The organism is Geopseudomonas aromaticivorans, assembly GCF_019097855.1.
In the GTDB taxonomy this organism is placed as follows: domain Bacteria; phylum Pseudomonadota; class Gammaproteobacteria; order Pseudomonadales; family Pseudomonadaceae; genus Geopseudomonas; species Geopseudomonas aromaticivorans.
The window spans coordinates 109,804-128,721 of the sequence record NZ_JAHRGL010000030.1; the positions used below are offsets into that span (position 1 = coordinate 109,804).

General features: G+C 67.5%; 17 protein-coding genes. 12 read left to right on the top strand and 5 right to left on the bottom strand.

Annotation, left to right across the window (positions count from 1 at the left end):
• Positions 1-20 precede the first annotated feature (20 nt).
• Positions 21-1,427, bottom strand: a complete 1,407-nt coding sequence (glnA, locus tag KRX52_RS11970) for a type I glutamate--ammonia ligase (RefSeq protein WP_217681955.1) — start codon at positions 1,425-1,427, stop codon at positions 21-23.
• Between the two features lie 324 nt (positions 1,428-1,751).
• On the opposite strand from glnA, the gene thiI reads away from it, so the two are divergent.
• The 4 genes from thiI to KRX52_RS11990 all read left to right on the top strand — a co-directional run bounded on the left by thiI (position 1,752) and on the right by KRX52_RS11990 (position 6,934).
• Positions 1,752-3,206, top strand: a complete 1,455-nt coding sequence (gene thiI / locus KRX52_RS11975) for a tRNA uracil 4-sulfurtransferase ThiI (RefSeq protein WP_217681956.1) — start codon at positions 1,752-1,754, stop codon at positions 3,204-3,206.
• 138 nt (positions 3,207-3,344) lie between these two features.
• Entirely contained in the window at positions 3,345-5,165 is a 1,821-nt protein-coding gene (gene typA, locus KRX52_RS11980) for a translational GTPase TypA (protein ID WP_217681957.1), read from the top strand.
• A 202-nt stretch (positions 5,166-5,367) separates the two neighbouring features.
• On the top strand, positions 5,368-5,625 hold the full coding sequence (locus KRX52_RS11985) for a DUF2790 domain-containing protein (protein WP_217681958.1): 258 nt from the start codon (positions 5,368-5,370) through the stop codon (positions 5,623-5,625).
• A 373-nt stretch (positions 5,626-5,998) separates the two neighbouring features.
• Positions 5,999-6,934, top strand: coding sequence for a LysR family transcriptional regulator (locus tag KRX52_RS11990; RefSeq protein WP_217681959.1), 936 nt, complete (start codon positions 5,999-6,001; stop codon positions 6,932-6,934).
• 26 nt (positions 6,935-6,960) lie between these two features.
• On the opposite strand, the gene KRX52_RS11995 is transcribed toward KRX52_RS11990, so the two are convergent.
• On the bottom strand, positions 6,961-7,368 hold the full coding sequence (locus KRX52_RS11995) for a YkgJ family cysteine cluster protein (protein ID WP_217681960.1): 408 nt from the start codon (positions 7,366-7,368) through the stop codon (positions 6,961-6,963).
• Positions 7,369-7,551: 183 nt separating this feature from the next.
• On the opposite strand from KRX52_RS11995, the gene KRX52_RS12000 reads away from it, so the two are divergent.
• From KRX52_RS12000 to bamE, 3 genes are all read left to right on the top strand, one after another.
• Positions 7,552-8,559, top strand: a complete 1,008-nt coding sequence (locus KRX52_RS12000) for a class 1 fructose-bisphosphatase (protein ID WP_217681961.1) — start codon at positions 7,552-7,554, stop codon at positions 8,557-8,559.
• 3 nt (positions 8,560-8,562) lie between these two features.
• Positions 8,563-9,165 carry a DUF924 family protein gene (locus tag KRX52_RS12005; RefSeq protein ID WP_217681962.1) on the top strand — a complete coding sequence of 201 codons (603 nt, stop codon included), beginning with the start codon at positions 8,563-8,565 and terminating at the stop codon, positions 9,163-9,165.
• Positions 9,166-9,236: 71 nt separating this feature from the next.
• Positions 9,237-9,494 (top strand): outer membrane protein assembly factor BamE domain-containing protein, encoded by a 258-nt coding sequence (gene bamE / locus KRX52_RS12010; RefSeq protein ID WP_217681963.1) that lies wholly within the window; start codon positions 9,237-9,239, stop codon positions 9,492-9,494.
• A gap of 73 nt (positions 9,495-9,567) precedes the next feature.
• Here the strand turns inward: bamE and KRX52_RS12015 are convergent, their stop codons facing one another.
• Positions 9,568-10,002: a CBS domain-containing protein gene (locus KRX52_RS12015; RefSeq protein WP_217681964.1), complete on the bottom strand. Its 435-nt coding sequence runs from the start codon at positions 10,000-10,002 to the stop codon at positions 9,568-9,570.
• A gap of 259 nt (positions 10,003-10,261) precedes the next feature.
• On the opposite strand from KRX52_RS12015, the gene KRX52_RS12020 reads away from it, so the two are divergent.
• From KRX52_RS12020 to KRX52_RS12030, 3 genes are all read left to right on the top strand, one after another.
• Positions 10,262-12,220 carry a PhoX family protein gene (locus tag KRX52_RS12020; RefSeq protein ID WP_217681965.1) on the top strand — a complete coding sequence of 653 codons (1,959 nt, stop codon included), beginning with the start codon at positions 10,262-10,264 and terminating at the stop codon, positions 12,218-12,220.
• A gap of 120 nt (positions 12,221-12,340) precedes the next feature.
• Positions 12,341-12,691 (top strand): DUF3147 family protein, encoded by a 351-nt coding sequence (locus KRX52_RS12025; RefSeq protein ID WP_217681966.1) that lies wholly within the window; start codon positions 12,341-12,343, stop codon positions 12,689-12,691.
• A 106-nt stretch (positions 12,692-12,797) separates the two neighbouring features.
• Positions 12,798-13,655, top strand: coding sequence for a prohibitin family protein (locus tag KRX52_RS12030; RefSeq protein WP_217681967.1), 858 nt, complete (start codon positions 12,798-12,800; stop codon positions 13,653-13,655).
• A gap of 68 nt (positions 13,656-13,723) precedes the next feature.
• Here the strand turns inward: KRX52_RS12030 and KRX52_RS12035 are convergent, their stop codons facing one another.
• Positions 13,724-14,332: a DUF2238 domain-containing protein gene (locus KRX52_RS12035; protein ID WP_217681968.1), complete on the bottom strand. Its 609-nt coding sequence runs from the start codon at positions 14,330-14,332 to the stop codon at positions 13,724-13,726.
• Positions 14,333-14,392: 60 nt separating this feature from the next.
• Complete coding sequence (locus tag KRX52_RS12040) at positions 14,393-17,107, bottom strand: cation-translocating P-type ATPase (protein ID WP_217681969.1); 2,715 nt, start codon at positions 17,105-17,107, stop codon at positions 14,393-14,395.
• A gap of 329 nt (positions 17,108-17,436) precedes the next feature.
• Between KRX52_RS12040 and pip the strand changes: the two genes are divergently transcribed.
• Together pip and dtd are read left to right on the top strand one after the other, a co-directional pair.
• Positions 17,437-18,408 carry a prolyl aminopeptidase gene (pip, locus tag KRX52_RS12045; protein WP_217681970.1) on the top strand — a complete coding sequence of 324 codons (972 nt, stop codon included), beginning with the start codon at positions 17,437-17,439 and terminating at the stop codon, positions 18,406-18,408.
• A complete protein-coding gene (gene dtd, locus KRX52_RS12050; protein ID WP_217681971.1) occupies positions 18,405-18,842 on the top strand; it encodes a D-aminoacyl-tRNA deacylase in 438 nt (145 codons plus the stop codon). The genes pip and dtd overlap by 4 nt, the downstream gene beginning before the upstream one ends.
• The last annotated feature ends 76 nt before the right edge of the window (positions 18,843-18,918 follow it).

Sequence of the window (18,918 nt, forward strand, 5' to 3'; positions counted from 1 at the left end):
GGGCAGGACCGGCGACTGGCTTAGCAGCTGTAGTACAGGTCGTACTCCAGCGGGTGCACGAAGGTGCGCACCTTGATTTCCTCGGCGGACTTCAGCTCGGTGAAGGCCTCCAGGAAGTCCTTGGTGAATACGCCGCCCTTGAGCAGGAAGTCATGGTCGGCTTCCAGAGCTTCCAGGGCTTCCTTCAGGCTGCCGCACACCTGCGGGATGAGCTTGGACTCTTCCGGCGGCAGGTCGTACAGGTTCTTGTCGGCGGCGTCGCCGGGGTGGATCTTGTTCTGGATACCGTCCAGGCCGGCCATCAGCAGGGCGGCGAAGGCCAGGTACGGGTTGGCAGCCGGGTCCGGGAAGCGCGCTTCGATGCGGCGGCCTTTCGGGCTGGACACGTACGGGATGCGGATCGAGGCGGAACGGTTGCGGGCCGAGTAGGCCAGCATGACCGGAGCTTCGAAGCCCGGGACCAGACGCTTGTAGGAGTTGGTCGACGGGTTGGTCAGGGCGTTCAGCGCCTTGCCGTGCTTGATGATGCCGCCGATGAAGTACAGGGCGGTATCGGACAGGCCGGCATAGCCTTCGCCGGCGAAGGTGTTCTTGCCGTCTTTGGCGATGGACAGGTGCACGTGCATGCCCGAGCCGTTGTCGCCGTACAGCGGCTTCGGCATGAAGGTCACGGTCTTGCCGTAGGCTTCGGCGACGTTGTGCACGCAGTACTTCAGGGTCTGCACTTCGTCAGCCTTGGCGACGAGGGTGTTGAACTTGACGCCGATTTCGTTCTGGCCGCCAGCCACTTCGTGGTGGTGCACTTCGACGACCTGGCCCATTTCTTCCAGGGCGTTGCACATGGCGGTACGGATTTCGTGATCCGGGTCGCTCGGCGGGGTCGGCAGGTAGCCGCCCTTGACCGCGATGCGGTGACCGTTGTTGCCCTGGCGGCCGTCGACGTCGGCGTCGCTGCTCCAGGCGGCCTGCTCGGAGAAGATCTTGAACATCGAGCCGGACATGTCCGACTTGTACTTCACGGAATCGAAGATGAAAAACTCCGGCTCCGGGCCGCAGAATACGGTGTCGCCGATGCCGGTGGACTTCAGGTATTCCTCGGCGCGCTTGGCGATGGCGCGCGGGTCGCGGTCATAGCCCTGCATGGTGGAGGGCTCGATCACGTCGCAGACCAGGATCAGGGTCGGCTCTTCGGTGAACGGGTCCATCACGGCGGTGCTGTCGTCCGGCAGCAGGATCATGTCGGAGGCTTCGATGCCCTTCCAGCCGTCGAGGGAGGAACCGTCGAACATCTTGCCCACATCGAAGAAGTCTTCGTCGGCATCGCGTGCCGGCATGGTGATGTGGTGCTGACGGCCCTTGATATCGGTGAAGCGGAGGTCGATCCACTTCGCGTCGTGTTCTTGAATCAGTTGCAGCGCCTTCGACATGCGGTCCTCCAGGGTATGCAGACGGGCGATGAGGGTGCCCGGTTTCGTTTTTTCTCGGGCCCGAAGCCCGCCGGAAAATTGTCCGAATTATATAGGCAACTTGCATGCCAGTGCGCGCGATTGTGCACGCTGCCCGCAGAATGCGGCTTTTCCGGGCACCACTCGATGCAGTTGTCAGCTTAGTGCACCAAACGTGTGCTTTTGAATGTTTTGGTGATCTATTTTGGTGCGTTTGTCCGCTGCGCGGAATTCTGCTCAAAGGTTGAGCAGTTTCCGCTATAATCTGTCCCCTTTTTCTCGCTTGGCCGTTCCCGTTCGCCCATCATGAAAGTCATTGTCAAACCCTTCGCCGAAATCACCATCAAGAGCCGTCCGGTACGCAGGCAGTTCGTCCGGCAGCTGGCGAAGAACATTCGCACCGTGCTGCGGGACCTCGATCCCGAGCTGGTGGTGCAGGGCGAGTGGGACAATCTCGAACTGGAAACCCGGCAGAGCGAGCCCAGGCTGCTGGCGGAAATGCTCGAGCGGCTGCGCAACACGCCGGGCATCGCCCATTGCCTCGAGGTGCACGAGTACCCGCTGGGCGACTTCGACGACATTTTCGACAAGTGCCGGCTGCATTTCGGTGCGCAGCTGGCCGGCAAGGTGTTCGCGGTGCGCTGCAAGCGCTCCGGCAAGCACCCGTTCTCCTCGGTGGATGTGGCCACCCATGTCGGCAGTCGCCTGCGCCGCGAGTGTGGTGCCGCCGGTATCGACCTCAAGCAGCCCGAGGTCGAGGTGCGCTTCGAGGTGCGCTACGACCGCCTGCTGATCGAGCACGCCCGGCATGTCGGTATCGGCGGTTACCCGCTCGGCTCCATCGAGCAGACCCTGGTGCTGATGTCCGGCGGCTTCGATTCCACCGTGGCCTCCTACCAGATGATGCGCCGCGGCCTGCTGACCCACTTCTGCTTCTTCAACCTCGGCGGCCGCGCCCACGAACTGGGGGTGATGGAAGTCGCCCACTATCTGTGGGAAAAGTTCGGCCGCTCGCACCGCGTGCTGTTCATCAGCGTGCCCTTCGAGGAAGTGGTCGGCGAGATCCTGCAGAAGGTCGACAACAGCCACATGGGCGTGGTGCTCAAGCGCATGATGCTGCGTGCCGCCTCGCGCCTCGCGGAAGAGCTGCATATCGACGCGCTGGTCACCGGCGAGGCGATCTCCCAGGTGTCCAGCCAGACCCTGCCCAACCTGTCGGTGATCGATGCGGTGACCGACACCCTAGTGCTGCGTCCGCTGATCGCCAGCCACAAGCAGGACATCATCGACACCGCGACGGCCATCGGCACCGCCGAGTTCGCCAAGAACATGCCCGAGTACTGCGGGGTGATCTCGGTCAACCCGACCACCCGCGCCAAGCGCGGGCGCGTCGAGCACGAGGAAACCCACTTCGACATGGCGGTCCTCGAACGCGCCCTCGAACGCGTGCGCAAGGTGACCATCGACAAGGTGATCGACGAACTCGGCGAGGACCTGCAGATCGAGGAGGTGAGCGAGGCTCTGCCGGGGCAGATCGTCCTCGACATCCGCCACCCCGACGCCGCCGAGGACCAGCCGCTGGCGCTGCCCGGCATCGAGGTGCAGGCCCTGCCGTTCTACGCCGTCAACAACCGCTTCAAGGCGCTGGATGCCAATCGCCAGTACCTGCTGTATTGCGACAGGGGCGTGATGAGCCGCCTGCATGCCCACCACCTGCTCAGCGAGGGACACGCCAATGTGCGCGTTTATCGTCCGGCCTAAGCAGCCGGGTCTGCTGGGGGGCAGCATTCGCCATCGCCCTCCCGACCTGCCGTCGCGTTAATCAAGTTGTCGCCGGCAGCCCGGGATAATCCCCTCCGGCATCCGAGTTCAAGCGTTACCTATCGAGAAAACACACAAGTGATCGAAAATCTCCGCAACATCGCCATCATCGCCCACGTCGACCATGGCAAGACCACCCTGGTAGACAAGCTGCTGCGCCTGTCCGGCACCCTCGACCGCAAAGAAGCGGAAAACGAGCGCGTGATGGACTCCAACGACCAGGAAAAAGAGCGCGGCATTACCATTCTGGCGAAGAACACCGCGCTGAAATGGAACGGCTACGACATCAACATCGTCGATACCCCCGGCCACGCCGACTTCGGTGGTGAAGTCGAGCGCGTGATGTCGATGGTGGACTCCGTGCTGCTGGTGGTCGACGCCCAGGACGGCCCGATGCCGCAGACCCGCTTCGTGACCCAGAAGGCCTTCAAGGCCGGCCTGCGTCCGATCGTGGTCATCAACAAGATCGACCGTCCGGGCGCGCGTCCGGACTGGGTGGTCGACCAGATCTTCGATCTGTTCGACAACCTCGGCGCCACTGACGAGCAGCTCGACTTCCCGATCGTCTACGCCAGTGCCCTGAACGGCATCGCCGGCATGGACCACGAGAAGATGGACGACAACATGGACGCGCTGTTCCAGGCCATCGTCGACCATGTTCCGGTACCGGAAGTCGATGTCGACGGCCCGTTCCAGATGCAGATCTCCCAGCTGGACTACAACAGCTTCCTCGGCGTGATCGGCATCGGCCGCATCGCGCGCGGCAAGATCAAGACCAACACCCCGGTGGTGGCTGTGGATGCCGACGGCAAGCGCCGCAACGGCCGTATCCTGAAGATCATGGGTCACTCCGGCCTGCAGCGCGTCGAAGTTGCCGAAGCCCAGGCCGGCGACATCGTCTGCGTCAGCGGCATGGACGAGCTGTTCATCTCCGACACCCTGTGCGATCCGACCTGCGTCGAAGCCCGTCCGCCGCTGTCCGTCGACGAGCCGACCGTGAGCATGACCTTCCAGGTCAACGACTCGCCGTTCTGCGGCAAGGAAGGCAAGTTCGTCACCAGCCGCAACCTCAAGGAGCGTCTGGAGAAGGAGCTGCTGCACAACGTCGCCCTGCGTGTGGTCCAGGGTGATGACGCCGACAAGTTCAAGGTCTCCGGCCGTGGCGAACTGCACCTGTCGGTGCTGATCGAAACCATGCGTCGCGAAGGCTTCGAGATGGCCGTGGGCCGTCCGGAAGTGGTGATCAAGGAAGTCGACGGCGAGAAGCAGGAGCCCTACGAGAACGTCACCATCGACATCGAGGAGATCCACCAGGGTCCGGTGATGGAGCAGATGGGTCTGCGTAAGGGCGACCTGTCCAACATGGTGCCGGATGGCAAGGGTCGTATCCGTCTGGAATACACCGTGCCGGCGCGTGGCCTGATCGGCTTCCGCAACAACTTCCTGACCATGACCTCGGGCAGCGGCATCCTCACCAGCACCTTCAGCCACTACGGCCCGGTCAAGCAGGGCGAAGTTGCCCACCGCCAGAACGGCGTGCTGGTCTCCATGGCCACCGGCAAGGCGCTGAGCTACTCGCTGGAAACCCTGCAGGATCGCGGCAAGCTGTTCCTCGCCCCGGGCGACGAGGTCTATGAAGGCCAGCTGGCCGGCATCAACAGCCGCGACAACGACCTGGTGATCAACCCCACCAAGGGCAAGAAGCTCGACAACATGCGTGCTTCCGGCAAGGACGAGACCATCCAGCTGGTACCGCCGATCCGCTTCACCCTGGAGCAGGCGCTGGAGTTCATCGACGATGACGAACTGGTCGAAGTGACCCCGAAGTCGATCCGTCTGCGCAAGAAGTACCTGAACGAGAACGACCGCAAGCGTTTCGAGCGCAGCAGCAAGCTGTAATCGCTGCGTAAGCGGTAATGAGCAAGCCCCCGTCGGCCCTGGCCGCCGGGGGCTTTTTTGTCGTGCGATTGTTGCGTTATACGTAAGACTGGCTTGTTCGCGCCGCTGTTTTTCCGGGGTCCGGGCTGGCCGAGAATGGCCGCACACCCGAACTCAATCGCTCCATCGGGTAATTCCTTTCCACGCAGGAGATCGAGTTGCCATGCAAACCAAAGCCCTGTTCCTGACTGCCATGCTGGCTTCGGCCAGTGTCTTCGCCGCCGGTGCTTCGGCGCAGAGCGAAAAAGCCAGTGAATATGCCTACGGGATGAACCTGGATGTCGCCGAGGTCGTGGCCATCGAAGAGGCACCGCACGCTCTGTGCGAGCCGGTCAACAGCAAGATGATCTATCGCGACTCCAAGGGTCAGACCCACACGGTCAGCTACGTCAAGCAGAGCCAGGACGCCGGCTGCTACTGAGTCCTCCCGGCAGACGCTAGCGCTTCGGCGGCCAGCGTCTGCGGACGTCGTCGATGAGTCCGCAAGGCAACATCGCCCTTCCTGCCGCGCCCGCCCCGCAACCGGCCTGACGGCCGGCCCGCGCCGCCAGCTTCCGCCCCGCGCCGGTGCGGCTCCCCCTTTCTCCCGTGACTGCTTTTGCCGCGCATCCTCCGCGTGCGCCCGCAGGGCGTCCGTCGCCCATCAATGCCGCAACCCTGCTGCCGTCGTCGGCCAGCCTTGGCGCCGGGCACGCCTGCCCTTTGGGTCATGAGCCGGTGCTGAAGTATATTGGCGCGGATTTTCCGGTCGGTGTGCGGCTGGATGGCATGCCGCTCTGGAGGCAAGGTTCGCGATGGATATCCTGCAGGCAATGCGCGTCTTCGCCCGGGTCGTCGACTGCGGCAGCTTCACCGCTGCGGCCCAGCTCCTCGAGCTGTCCACGGCCCAAGTGTCACGCCTGGTGTCCGAGCTGGAAGCCAGTCTTAGCGCCCGTCTGCTGCATCGCACCACCCGGCGTCTGCGCCTGACCGAAGTGGGCGAGCGCTATCTGGAGCGCTGCCGGCAGATCCTCAGCGAGGTCGACGAGGCTACCGCCGAGGCCAGCGGGGCCCATCTCACCCCCACGGGCCGCCTGCGCGTGCACTCCTTCACCGGGGTGGGCATCCAGTACCTGGTGCCCCTGGCGGCGCGCTATGCCGAGGTGTATCCGGAGGTCAGCCTGGATCTCTCCCTGTCGCAGCGCACGCCCGACCTGCTCGAGGAGGGGCACGACGTGGTGATCACCCACTCCCGCGAACTGCCCGATTCGGACCTGATCGCCCAGCGTCTCGGCTGCATGTACAGCGTGGTGTGCGCCGCGCCGGCCTATCTGCAGCAGTACGGCACGCCGCAGACGCCCGAAGAGCTGAGTGCGCACCGCTGCCTGCGCCTGCTCGATCCGGTGTATCCGGGCGACTGGGTGTTCGAGCGCCTCGGCGCGATGCAGGTGATCAACCCCGGGCAGAGCTTCCAGGTCAACGTCTCCGAGGCGATGGTGGAGGCTGCCGCGGCCGGCATGGGCATCTGCCTGCTGCCCAACTTCGTCGCCGCCCGGGCACTGCGCGAGGGCAGTCTGGTGCGCCTGCTGCCCGCCTGGCAGCTGCACGAGCGCAACATCTACGCGCTGTATTCGTCGCGGCGCTTCCTCGATGCCAAGATCAAGACCTGGGTCGCGTTCATCAAGGCCGAGCTGCCGCGCATCCTCGAGCGCGACGCCAAGGATCTCGACAATCCGGCCTACTGGGCCTGAGCGTCGCCGCCGGGCGGGCAGGCGCCTCAGCGGTGCCCGGGCTTGGGCTGGAAGGCGCAGTAGCCGGGCTTCGGGCCGATCTGCGGATGGTTGCGGCAGGTGTCCGGGCGGTTGGCGTAGACCGTGCACAGGCGGCTCTTCTGGTCGAGGTACAGGCAGTCGCCGCTGGAGTGGTGCTGCAGGGTGAAGATGCCGGACTTCTGGTTGAAGTGGCCGACGATGCCTTCCTTCATCAGGCGCTTGGCGATCTGCTTGGGCGGCTCGCCGGCCTCGAACTCGTCGATCACGCCGAGGCGGATCAGGTCCTTGATCCGTACCTCCACCGGCAGGCTGCAGCAGGTGGCACGGCAGTCGCGGCACAGGCTGTTGCCGGGGAACTTGATCCAGGTTTCCAGGCGCTCGGGATCGGCGCCGACCAGCAGGTGTTTGATCATCGGGGTTCGCAGGGTGAAGGGCGGAAGGCGCGCGATGATAAGCAAGCGGCGCCCGTCGCGCAGCAGTTTTTGCCGGCAGCCGGTCGGCCGAATACAGTGCTATTGATGCGCGGCAGGAGGCGGCGCGCTGCAACTCGGGTTAAAATGGCGCAGATTTTTTCCTGCCCCCCTTCGGAGCCGCCCATGTCCCGCGTTACCCTCAGTCGCTATCTGATCGAAGAGACTCGCAGTAATCACACTCCGGCCGATCTGCGCTTCCTCATCGAAGTGGTGGCGCGCGCCTGCAAGGAGATCAGCCATGCGGTGTCCAAGGGCGCGCTGGGCGGCGTGCTGGGCAGCATGGGCACCGAGAACGTGCAGGGCGAGGTGCAGAAGAAGCTCGACGTGCTGTCCAACGAGATCCTCCTGGAAGCCAACGAGTGGGGCGGCCACCTGGCCGGCATGGCTTCCGAGGAAATGGAGCAGGCCTACCAGATTCCCGGCCAGTACCCGAAGGGCGCCTACCTGCTGGTGTTCGATCCGCTGGACGGCTCTTCCAACATCGACGTCAACGTCTCGGTCGGCACCATCTTCTCCGTGCTGCGCTGCCCGGACAGCTGCGACAGCAGCTGCGATCTCGGCGAGGAGGCCTTCCTGCAGCCGGGCACCCGCCAGGTGGCTGCCGGCTACGCCATCTACGGCCCGCAGACCATGCTGGTGCTGACCCTCGGCAACGGCGTCAAGGGCTTCACCCTCGACCGCGAGCTGGGCTCCTTCGAGCTGACCCACGACAACATGCACGTGCCGGAAAGCACCGCCGAGTTCGCCATCAACATGTCCAACCAGCGCCACTGGGAGGCCCCGGTCAAGCGCTACGTGGACGAGCTGCTGGCCGGCAAGGAAGGCCCGCTGGGCAAGAACTACAACATGCGCTGGATCGCCTCGATGGTGGCCGACGTGCACCGCATCCTCACCCGCGGCGGCGTGTTCATGTACCCGCGCGACGGCCGCGATCCGTCGATGCCCGGCAAGCTGCGCCTGATGTACGAGGCCAACCCGATGTCGATGATCGTCGAGCAGGCCGGCGGCGCCGCCACCACCGGCACCCAGCGCATCCTCGACATCCAGCCGACCTCGCTGCACCAGCGTGTGCCGGTGTTCCTCGGCTCGAAGGAAGAGGTCGAGCGCATCAGCGGCTACCACCAGGGCTGATCGATGGCCGCACCCTGGCAGCCTCTGCTCGACTGGTGGTTCGGTCTGTCGAGCCAGGCTGCCGAGGTGGCGGCGCAAAAGCATGGTTTGTGGTTCGCCAAGCGGACCACTCAGGACGCCGAAGCGCGCGAGCGCTTCGGCGTTTTCGTTGCTGAGGCGCTGGGTGGCGGCCTGGAGGGCTGGTGCGTCGAGCGGGATGGCTGGCTGGCGCTGCTCCTGCTGCTCGACCAGCTGCCGCGGATGATCCACCGCGATACGCCGCGCGCCTTTGCCGGCGATGCCCGCGCCCGCGCGCTGGCGCTGGCAGGGCTCGCCGAGGGCCACGAGGCGCAGCTGCCGGCGATCCGCCAGGTGTTCGTCTATCTGGTCTTCGAGCACGCTGAAGACCTCGCCCTGCAGGACGAGGCAGTGCGCCGTTTCCGCCAGCTGGAGCGCCAGGCCGCCCCCGCCGAACAGGCCGCGTTCGCCGGCTTTCTCGACTATGCCGAGCGCCACCGCGTGGTCATCGCCCGCTTCGGCCGCTTTCCCCACCGCAACGCCATCCTCGGCCGCCCCTCGACGGCCGAGGAGCAGACCTTTCTCGCGGAACCCGGCGCGCGCTTCTGACGTCCAATCGGCAGAGCGACGGGCGCCACTGTGGCAAGCTGCGCCGCTCACTCGTCCACGGGAGTTCGTCCATGTCGTTTCGCTCTGCCCTCGTACTGGGGGCCTGTCTGCTCTTGGCGGCCTGCAACAAGGTCAACCAGGAAAACTTCTCCAGGCTCAAGGCCGGCATGAGCAAGGCCGAGGTCGAGCAGCTGCTCGGCGCGCCGACCGAGTGCGCCGGAGCGCTGGGCTTCAGCAGCTGCAGCTGGGGCAACGAGCAGGCCGCCTTCATCAGCATCCAGTTCGCCGACGATCAGGTGCTGCTGTTCTCCGGCAAGGGCCTCAAGTAAGTCGCGGCTGCAGAGCTCGGGCCGTGCCGCTGGCCCGGCCTGTGGCAACCCCGTGGGGGCGGCTGACGCCGGCCTACTGGCCGCGGATGTACTGCTCGAGCTGCTGGATCATTTCGTCCTGGTCGGCGAGGACCGCCTTGACCAGGTTGCTCACCGACAGCAGGCCCACCAGCTTGCCGTCGTCGATCACCGGCAGGTGGCGCAGGTGGCCTTTGCCCATCAGCTTCAGGCAATCGCGGGTGTTCTGCGCCGAGGTCACGCTGATCACCGGCGAGGCCATGATCGCGCTGACCGGGGTGGCCACCGAGGAGCGCCCCTGCAGTACCATCTTGCGTGAATAGTCGCGCTCACTGACAAAGCCGACCACCTGGTCCCCTTCGGTGACGATCAGGGCACCGATATTCTTCTCCGCCATCAGTTGCAGGGCCTGCAACACCGTGGCCGTGGGGGCGATGGTGTAGATGTCCTGGTTCGGTTTGGCGCGGAGCATTTGCGCAACGGTTTTCATGCTTCCTCCGGTTTCTTGGTCTGCCTGCCCGGGCTGCCGGGTGTGGCAAGCTCATGCAGCAAGTTCCTTGCCAGGGCACGCTTCGGCTCAAGACGGCAGCGCCCGTTGTCTGCACGGTGCCGCAGCGCCGCGCCGGCGTCAATCCGGCCCGGCGAGGCGCTCGCCGCGTCGCGGCGGCATTCACCGTTCTGTCATGCTCGGCCTCTACAAACAGGGATTTGCGCCTGCGTGCCCCCGTATCGATCAGCTAGGACTCGCCATGACCCCGGACTTCCAGCAGTACCATGCCAGCCTGGCCGCCCACGACGATCTCTCGATCAACCCCAGCGGCCATCCGAGCCTCGACCAGCAGGTCGACCGCGCTCGGCGCAACCTGCTCAAGGGCGGCCTCGGCCTCGCGGCGCTGAGCCTGTTCGGCGGCGTGTTCGGCAGCCGCGAGCTGCTCGCCCAGGCGCGGCTGCTCGGCTTCGCGGGCGTGCCGGTGCAGACCGCGGCGGACTTCGACCGCGTGCTGGTGCCGCCGGGCTACACGGCGCGGCCGTTCTTCTCCTGGGGCGATGCGGTGCTCGCCGATGCGCCCGCCTGGCAGGCGGACGCCAGCGACGACTGGCAGGCCCAGCTCAAGCAGGCCGGCGACAACCACGACGGCATGCACTTCTTCCCCTTCGCCGAGGCGCCGGACAGCCATGGCCTGCTGGCGATCAACCACGAGTACGTCAACCCGACCCTGCACCCCAACGGCATTAGCTTCGTCGATGGCCGGCGGCCGCTGGCCGAGGTGCGCAAGGAGCAGGCGGCGCACGGCGTCAGCATCATCGAGGTGCGCAAGGATACCGCCGGCCACTGGCAGCGGGTGCTGCCCTCGCGCTGGAACCGGCGCATCTCGGCGCTGACGCCCATGGCAATCGGCGGCCCGCTGGCCGGCCACGCGCTGATGCAGACCGCCGCCGACCCGGCCGGACGCACCGTGCTCGGCACCCTCAACAACTGCTCGATGGGCGTCACGCCGTGGGGGACCTACCTGACCTGCGAGGAGAACTGGCCCCACTACTTCGTCAACCGCGACGCGCAGGACTGGGAAGCGCGCGTGGCGCACAAGCGCTACGGCGTCGGCAACGGCGAGCGCAGCAAGTACTACGCCTGGGAAACTGCCGACCCGCGCTTCGACGCCACTCCGGACGCCGGCCAGCCCCACGGCGGCCAGGTCAACGAGCCCAACCGCTTCGGCTGGGTGGTGGAGATCGATCCCTTCGACCCGGCCCGCCAGCCGGTCAAGCGCAGCGCCTTCGGTCGCATCGGGCGCGAGTGCGCGGTGCTGTCGCTGGGCGCCGACGGGCGCATGGCCTTCTACTCCGGCGACGACGCCAAGGGCGAGTACGTCTACAAGTTCGTCCCGGCCGGGCGCTTCGAGGCGGCCAACCCCCAGGCCAACCGCGACCTGCTGGACGACGGCACCCTGTACGTCGCCCGCTTCGAGAGCAACGGCAGCGGGCGCTGGCTACCCCTGGTGCACGGGCAGCAGGGGCTGACCGCCGAGAACGGCTTTGCCAGCCAGGCCGAGGTGCTGGTCAACGCCCGCGCCGCGGCCGACCGCCTCGGCGCCACGCCGATGGACCGCCCGGAGTGGGTGGCCGTGCACCCGGTCAGCCGCGAGGTCTATGTCAGCCTGACCAACAACGACGCCCGCGGTGACAAGCATGCCGTCGACCCGGCCAATCCGCGCCCGCACAACCTGCACGGGCAGATCCTGCGCTGGAACGAAAAGGACGGCGACCCCACCGCCAGCGAATTCCGCTGGGAGCTGTTCCTGCTCGCCGGCGAGCAGCCGGGGACGAAAGACCAGGAGGGCCAGCCGGTACCGGCCCACCTCAGCGGCACCATCAACGGCGACATCTTCTCCTCGCCGGACGGCCTGGCCTTCGACGGCGCCGGTCGCCTGTGGATCCAGACCGACTACGGCGACGACGAGCCGGCCATGCAGGCGATGGGCTGCAACCAGCTGCTCTGCGCCGACCCGCTCAGCCGCGAGGTGCGCCGCTTCCTGGTCGGCCCGCGCGGCTGCGAGATCACCGGCATCACCTGGAGCCCGGACTACCGGGCGATGTGGATCAACGTGCAGCACCCGCAGCTGAGCTACCCGGCCAGCGACGGCCAGACCCGCGCGCGTTCGACCACGGTGCTGGTGACCCGCGACGATGGCGGGGTGATCGGCAGCTGAGGCTCTGCCGCTGGCGTCGTCGCGCTCGGCCGTGAGCGCTGTGCCTCGGCCGGCCTGGCGAGCTTCACAGTCAGCAACCTGCGCCGGCATCCGGCTGGCGCTCGAACCCATGGAGTTCCCATGTACTGGATCATCGCCAAATACGCCCTGACCGCGGCGGTCGTGGTGCTCGTCTCGGAAGTGGCCAAGCGCAGCGACAAGCTGGGCGGCTTGGTGGCGGCGCTGCCGATGATCACCATCCTCAGCCTGATCTGGCTGTACGTGGAGCGGCAGTCGGCGGAAAAGATCGCCAATCATGCCTGGTACACCTTCTGGTACGTGGTGCCGACACTGCCGATGTTCCTGGCCTTCCCCGCACTGCTGTCGCGCATCGGCTTCTGGCCGACCCTGCTGGCCTGCGTGGTCATCACCATCGTGTGCTTCGCGCTGTTTGCCCTGCTGGTCCGTCGTTTCGGCATCGAGCTGCTCTGAGCGTTGTCGCCGGCCGCGTCGCCGTGGCAGCATCGCGCATTCGGCGCCGGCCATCGCCTGGCCGACGTACACAAGGGAACGCTCAACCATGCAAGGAGTGCGCAACATGATCAGTATCGGCAGCTCGCGTCTGGGGCTTATCGTCGGCGTCCTCGCCCTGGCCAGCGTCGTGCTCGGCAGTTTCTATACGGTCGATGAAAAGGAGCGCGGCGTCGTCCTGCGCAACGGCGCCTTCGTCGCCGTGGCCGAGCCCGGCCTGGCCTTCAAGCTGCCGATCTTCGAGAAGGTCAAGTTCATCAGCGTGCAGAACAACACCACGCGCTACGAGAACCTGCAGGCCTACAGCAAGGACCAGCAGGCCGCCGGCCTCAACGTCTCGGTGTCCTGGCACGTCGAGCCGGGGCAGGTCGCCGACCTCTATCGCGGCTACGGCGACCTGGAGACCATGGTCTCGCGGCTGATCAGCCGTCAGGTGCCGACCCAGGTGGAGAACGTGTTCGGCCGCTACACCGCGATCAACGCGGTGCAGAACCGCGGCCAGTTCGTCGCCGACATCGCCGCAGCGATCAAGGCGGAAGTGAAGGGGCCGGTGGTGATCGACGGCGTGCAGATCGAGAACATCGACTTCAGCGACGCCTACGAGAAGTCGATCGAGGAGCGCATGCGCGCCGAGGTGCAGGTCAAGACCCGCGAGCAGATGCTGGCCACCGAGAAGGTGCAGGCGGAAATCCGCGTCACCCAGGCCAACGCCGAGGCCGAGGCCAAGCTCGCCCAAGCCCGCGCCGATGCCGAGGCCACCCGCCTGCGCGGCGATGCCGAGGCCTCGGCCATCCGCGCCCGCGCCGAGGCGCTGGCCAGCAACCAGAACCTGGTCGAGCTGACCAAGGCCGAGCGCTGGAATGGTGTGCTGCCGACCACCGTGCTACCCAACAATAGCGTGCCGTTCATCGACGCCGCGCGCTAAATGCCGTTCTCCCGCTGGCTGCCCGTGCCCTGCGCGGCAGCCGGCCGGGATCGCCGGCATGTGGTCGGCTAGCGGGGCCGCGGGGCGCACACGGCGCGGATCAGCAACGCCAGGGCGGCGCCGAGCATGGCCAGCCCGGCGTCCTTCTGCGCATCCCACTCGTCGCCCTGGGTGCCGAGGAAGGCCGAGCCCAGCTCCGGGCTGACCAGCAGCGCGGCGAGCATTTCCAGCTGTTCGTAGAACGCGCTCATCGCCATCACCACGCTGAGGCTGAGGATCTCCAGCCAGCGCCCGCCGAGGGCCGCGCGCCGCTGCAGCAGCTCGCGCAGCGGGCAGACCAACAGCAGGCCGAAGGCGAAGTGCACTAGGCGGTCGTAGTGGTTGCGCGCCAATCCCAGCACATCCCTGGCCCAATAACCCAGCGGCGTCTCCGCGTAGGTGTAGTGGGCGCCGTACAGGTGCAGCGCCATGAACAGGGCGAACAGCCAGTAGGCGCCGGGGGAGAAGGCGAAGCGCCGATAGGTGGCGGCCAGCAGGGCGGCGAAGAAGAACACCAGCAGGTTTTCCAGCAGCCAGTCCGAGCGGCTCAGCGGCCCGCTGGCCGCCCACAGCCAGACCAGCAGGAGCAGGACGACGATCAGCCGCAGCTGGCTGCGCCTGCCAAGGGTAGGATGCATGGTGCGCTCTCCATTCGCCACATACAGCCGAGTGTAGCCCGGTCGGGCCGCTGGTCGGCGTCAGTCCGCCGTCGGCGCCGCGTTGGCGGCGGCGCGTGCCTGCCGGCGGACCCAGCACTTGCGCAGCTCCTCGAGCAGCAGCAGGGCGGCGGCGAACGGCAGCATGGCCAGCCAGGCCGCGGCGGGCAGCGCGGCGGTGCCGAACAGGGTCTGCCCCCAGGGCGTATAGATGATCGCGCCGATCAGCAGCAGTTCGCAGGCGATCCCCCACAGCAGCAGCGGATTGCCGCCCAGCCGGTTGCCGCGCACGCCGGTGGTGAGCAGCGACTCGCTGGGGCTGCGGCAGGCCAGCACGTTGGCCACCTGCATCACCACGATGGCGGCCAGACAGGCGCCGGTGGCCTGCAGGTACAGCGGGTCGAGGCGCGCCAGCGGCGTGCCGTAGTCCCAGCCGCCCCAGGCCAGCACCAGAAAGAACAGGCTCATGGCGGCCAGCGCCTCGCAGACGCCGAGGAACAGGTAGGCGCGCGCCAGCAGCGGCCAGGACAGCAGGCGCTCGCCGCGCGGCCGCGGCGGGCGCTGCATGACCTGCGGGTCGGCGCGTTCGGCGCCGAGGGCGAGGGCCGGCAGCATGTCGGTGCCCAGATCGACGGCGAGGATCTGGATGATGGTCAGCGGCAGCGGGATGGGCAGCAGGACGAAGGCCAGGTAGGGCACCAGTTCGGGGATGTTGGAGCTGAGGATGTAGGTGAGGAACTTGCGGATGTTGGCGTACACCGCGCGGCCTTCCTCGACCGCCTTGACGATGCTGGCGAAGTTGTCGTCGAGCAGCACCATGTCCGCCGCCTCGCGGGCCACGTCGGTGCCGCCGATGCCCATGGCGATGCCGATGTCGGCGCGCTTGAGCGCCGGTGCGTCATTGACCCCGTCGCCGGTCACGGCCACCACCTGGCCCTTGCGCTGCAACGCCTCGACCACCAGCAGCTTCTGGTCGGCAGTGACCCGGGCGAACAGCACCTCCGGGGCGTCGAGGGCGAACTGCAGCTGGCTCTCCGACAGATGGTGCAACTCGTGGCCGCTGATCACCCGTGGCGTCTCGCCACGCAGCAGGCCGATCTCGCGGGCGATGGCGCAGGCGGTGACCGGATGGTCGCCGGTGAGCATGATCACCTGGATCCCGGCCCCGTGGCAGCGGCGCATGGCCTCGGCGACCTCGGGGCGCGGCGGGTCCTCAATGCCGACCAGGCCGGCGTGGATCAGCTCGCTTTCCAGCTCGATGCGCAGCGCCTCGCCGTCCACCCGCCGCCAGGCCAGCGCCAGCACGCGCAGGCCGCGGGCGGCCATCTCCTCCTGGGCCTGGCGCAGGCGCTCGCGCTGCGTCTCGTCCAGCGGCTGCACCCCCTCGCGGGTCAGCACCTGGCTGCACAGTGGCAGCAGCACTTCCGGGGCGCCCTTGCAGTAGAGCAGGCGGCCCTCGGCCAGATCGTGCACGGTGGACATGCGCCGGCGCGCGGTATCGAAGGGGAACTCGTGGACCCGGGTGGCGTGGCCGGCGTCGTCCCGGGCCTGGCGCCCCAGCTCGACCAGGGCGACTTCCATCGGGTCGCCGAGCACGCTCAGCCGCGTGCCTTCCGAGACCTCGCGCAGGCTGTGGCAGTGGCGGGCGACGTCGAGCAGCGGGCGGCAGCGCTCGAGCAGCTCGGCCGGCAGCGGCAGGTCGAGCGCCTCGCCGGCAACCCACAGCTGGCGTACGGTCATGCGGTTGACCGTCAGGGTGCCGGTCTTGTCGGTGCAGATCACTGTGGCCGCGCCGAGCGCCTCGACCGCCGGCAGGTGGCGGATCAGCGCGTGGTGGCGGGCCATGCGCTGGGTCGCCATGGCCAGCGCCAGGGTCACCGAGGGCAGCAGGCCCTCGGGGATGTTGGCGACGATGATGCCGATGGCGAACAGCAGGTTGCCCCAGAACGGCAGGCCGAGCAGATGACCGATGAGGAAGAACGCTGCGCCGATGGCCACCGAGAGCAGCGCCAGCTGGCGCGACAGGCGGATGATCTCGAGTTGCAGCGGCGAGTGGCCTTCGTGGCCGGCCTGGGTCAGGCGGGCGATCTTGCCGAACTCGGTGCGCATGCCGGTGGCGAACACCAGCGCGCGGCCGTGGCCGGCCACCACCGCGGTGCCGGCGAGCAGCACGTTGGCGGCGGCCAGCACGTCGGCTTCGTCGCAGGCGTCCGCGCTGCGGCTCCTGGCCAGCGACTCGCCGGTCACCGTGGCCAGGCTGACGCGCAGGCCATCGGCCTCGATCACCCGGCAGTCGGCCGGCACGCTGTCGCCTTCCTGCACCAGCACCACGTCGCCGGGCACCAGCTGCTCGGCGTCCAGTCGGCGGGCGTGGCCGTCGCGCAGCACGGTGACCTGCTGCGGTAGCAGGCGGGTCAGCGCCGCCATCGCCCGCTCGGCGCGGTAGGCCTGCCAGAACGAGAACACGCCGTTGATCAGGATGACGCCGATGATCGCCCAGCCCAGGGTGGCCATGCCTTCGCCGGGGGCCTGGTAGTCGGCGAAGAAGGCCATCCCGGCGGCCAGCCAGAGCACCAGGGCGAAGAAGTGCACGAACTCGCGGGCCAGCTGCCGCCAGAGGGCTTCGCCGCGGATCTTCTCGATCCGGTTGGCGCCGAACTCCGCCTTACGGCGCTGCGCCTCGGTCGAGCTGAGCCCGCCGCTGCTGCTGTGCAGGCTGCCCAGGGCATCGCGAGTGCTGAGATGGGAGATATGCACGGTTCGGGGGCCGCCTGCCGCCGTCGAGGCAGCGATTGCGCGCGGGGGCCGGCACCGGCCAGCGCTTCCGGCAATCACCGGTCTGTTGCTTGGACCCAGCCGCGTGCGCACGAGCCGGAACGGCGGGCGGGGCCAATGGACTGCTTCAACCATAGGCCTTGGGCGGCGCTCTGCAAGTGTTGTGGTGCGCGAACGGGCAATGGGCTGCGCGAGTGCGCCGTCCAGCCGGACGAACAGATGATGCGCGGCATGCCCAAAGCGGTTTTCCTCGCTATGATGCCGACACCACGGCAGGACGGATGGTCCTGTTTCAGCCTCGGAGGCCCTGCATGCACAGCCTGTATCCAGAGATCAAACCCTACGCCCGCCACCAGCTGGCGGTGGACCATCCGCACGAGCTGTATGTCGACGAAAGCGGTACCCCGGACGGCCTGCCGGTGCTGTTCGTGCACGGCGGGCCGGGCGCCGGCTGCGACGAGGCCAGCCGCCGCTGGTTCGATCCGACCGTCTACCGCATCGTCACCTTCGACCAGCGCGGCTGCGGCCGCTCGACCCCGCATGCCAGCCTGGACCGCAACACCACCTGGGACCTGGTGGCGGACATGGAGCGCATCCGCGAGCACCTGGGCATCGACAAGTGGGTGCTGTTCGGCGGCTCCTGGGGCTCGACCCTGTCGCTGGCCTACGCGCAGACCCATCCCGAGCGGGTCCATGCGCTGATCCTGCGCGGCATCTTTCTGTGCCGGCCGCAGGAGATCCAGTGGTTCTACCAGGAGGGCGCCAGCCGCCTGTTCCCCGACTACTGGGAGGATTACCTGGCGCCGATCCCGGCCGAGGAGCGCCACGACCTGGTCGACGCCTTCTACCGCCGCCTGGCCGGTCCGGACCAGATCGCCCAGATGCACGCCGCCAAGGCCTGGTCGGTGTGGGAGGGGCGCACCGCGACCCTGCGCCCCAACGGCCAGCTGGTCGAGCGCTTCGCCGAGCCGATGCGCGCGCTGTCGATCGCCCGCATCGAGTGCCACTACTTCATCAACAACGCCTTCCTCGAGGAAAACCAGCTGCTGCGCGACATGCACAAGATCGCCCACATCCCCGGGGTGATCGTGCACGGTCGCTACGACGTGGTCTGTCCGCTGGACAACGCCTGGGCGCTGCACCAGGCCTGGCCGAACAGCGAGCTGTCGATCATCCGCGACGCCGGCCACGCCGCCGGCGAACTGGGCATCACCGACGCGCTGGTGCGCGCCACCGGGCAGATCGCCCGCCAGCTGCTCGACCTGCCACAAGGCCACGCATGAAGGCGCTGCTGCAGCGGGTACGCGGCGCGCGGGTGGAGGTGGACGGCGAGGTGGTCGGCGCCATCGACCAGGGGCTGCTGGTGCTGGTCGGTGTCGAGCCGCAGGACAGCGAGGCCAGCGCCGACAAGCTGCTGCACCGCCTGCTCAACTACCGGGTGTTCAGCGACGAGGTCGGCAAGATGAACCTGTCGCTCAAGGACGTCGGCGGCGGCCTGCTGCTGGTCTCGCAGTTCACCCTCGCCGCCGATACCCAGAGCGGCCTGCGCCCCAGCTTCTCCACGGCGGCGCCGCCGGCGCAGGGCGCGGCGCTGTTCGACCACCTGCTGGCGCTGGCCCGCGCGCAGCACGCCCCGGTCGCCAGTGGGCGCTTCGGCGCGGACATGCAGGTGCACCTGGTCAACGACGAGCCGGTGACCTTCCTGCTGGAGGTGTGAGGGGGAGGGGCTGGTGGACAAGGCGGCGCCGTTGTCCACCCGACTGAGTTGGCGGCGTGGTGGTTGGCGTAGGGTA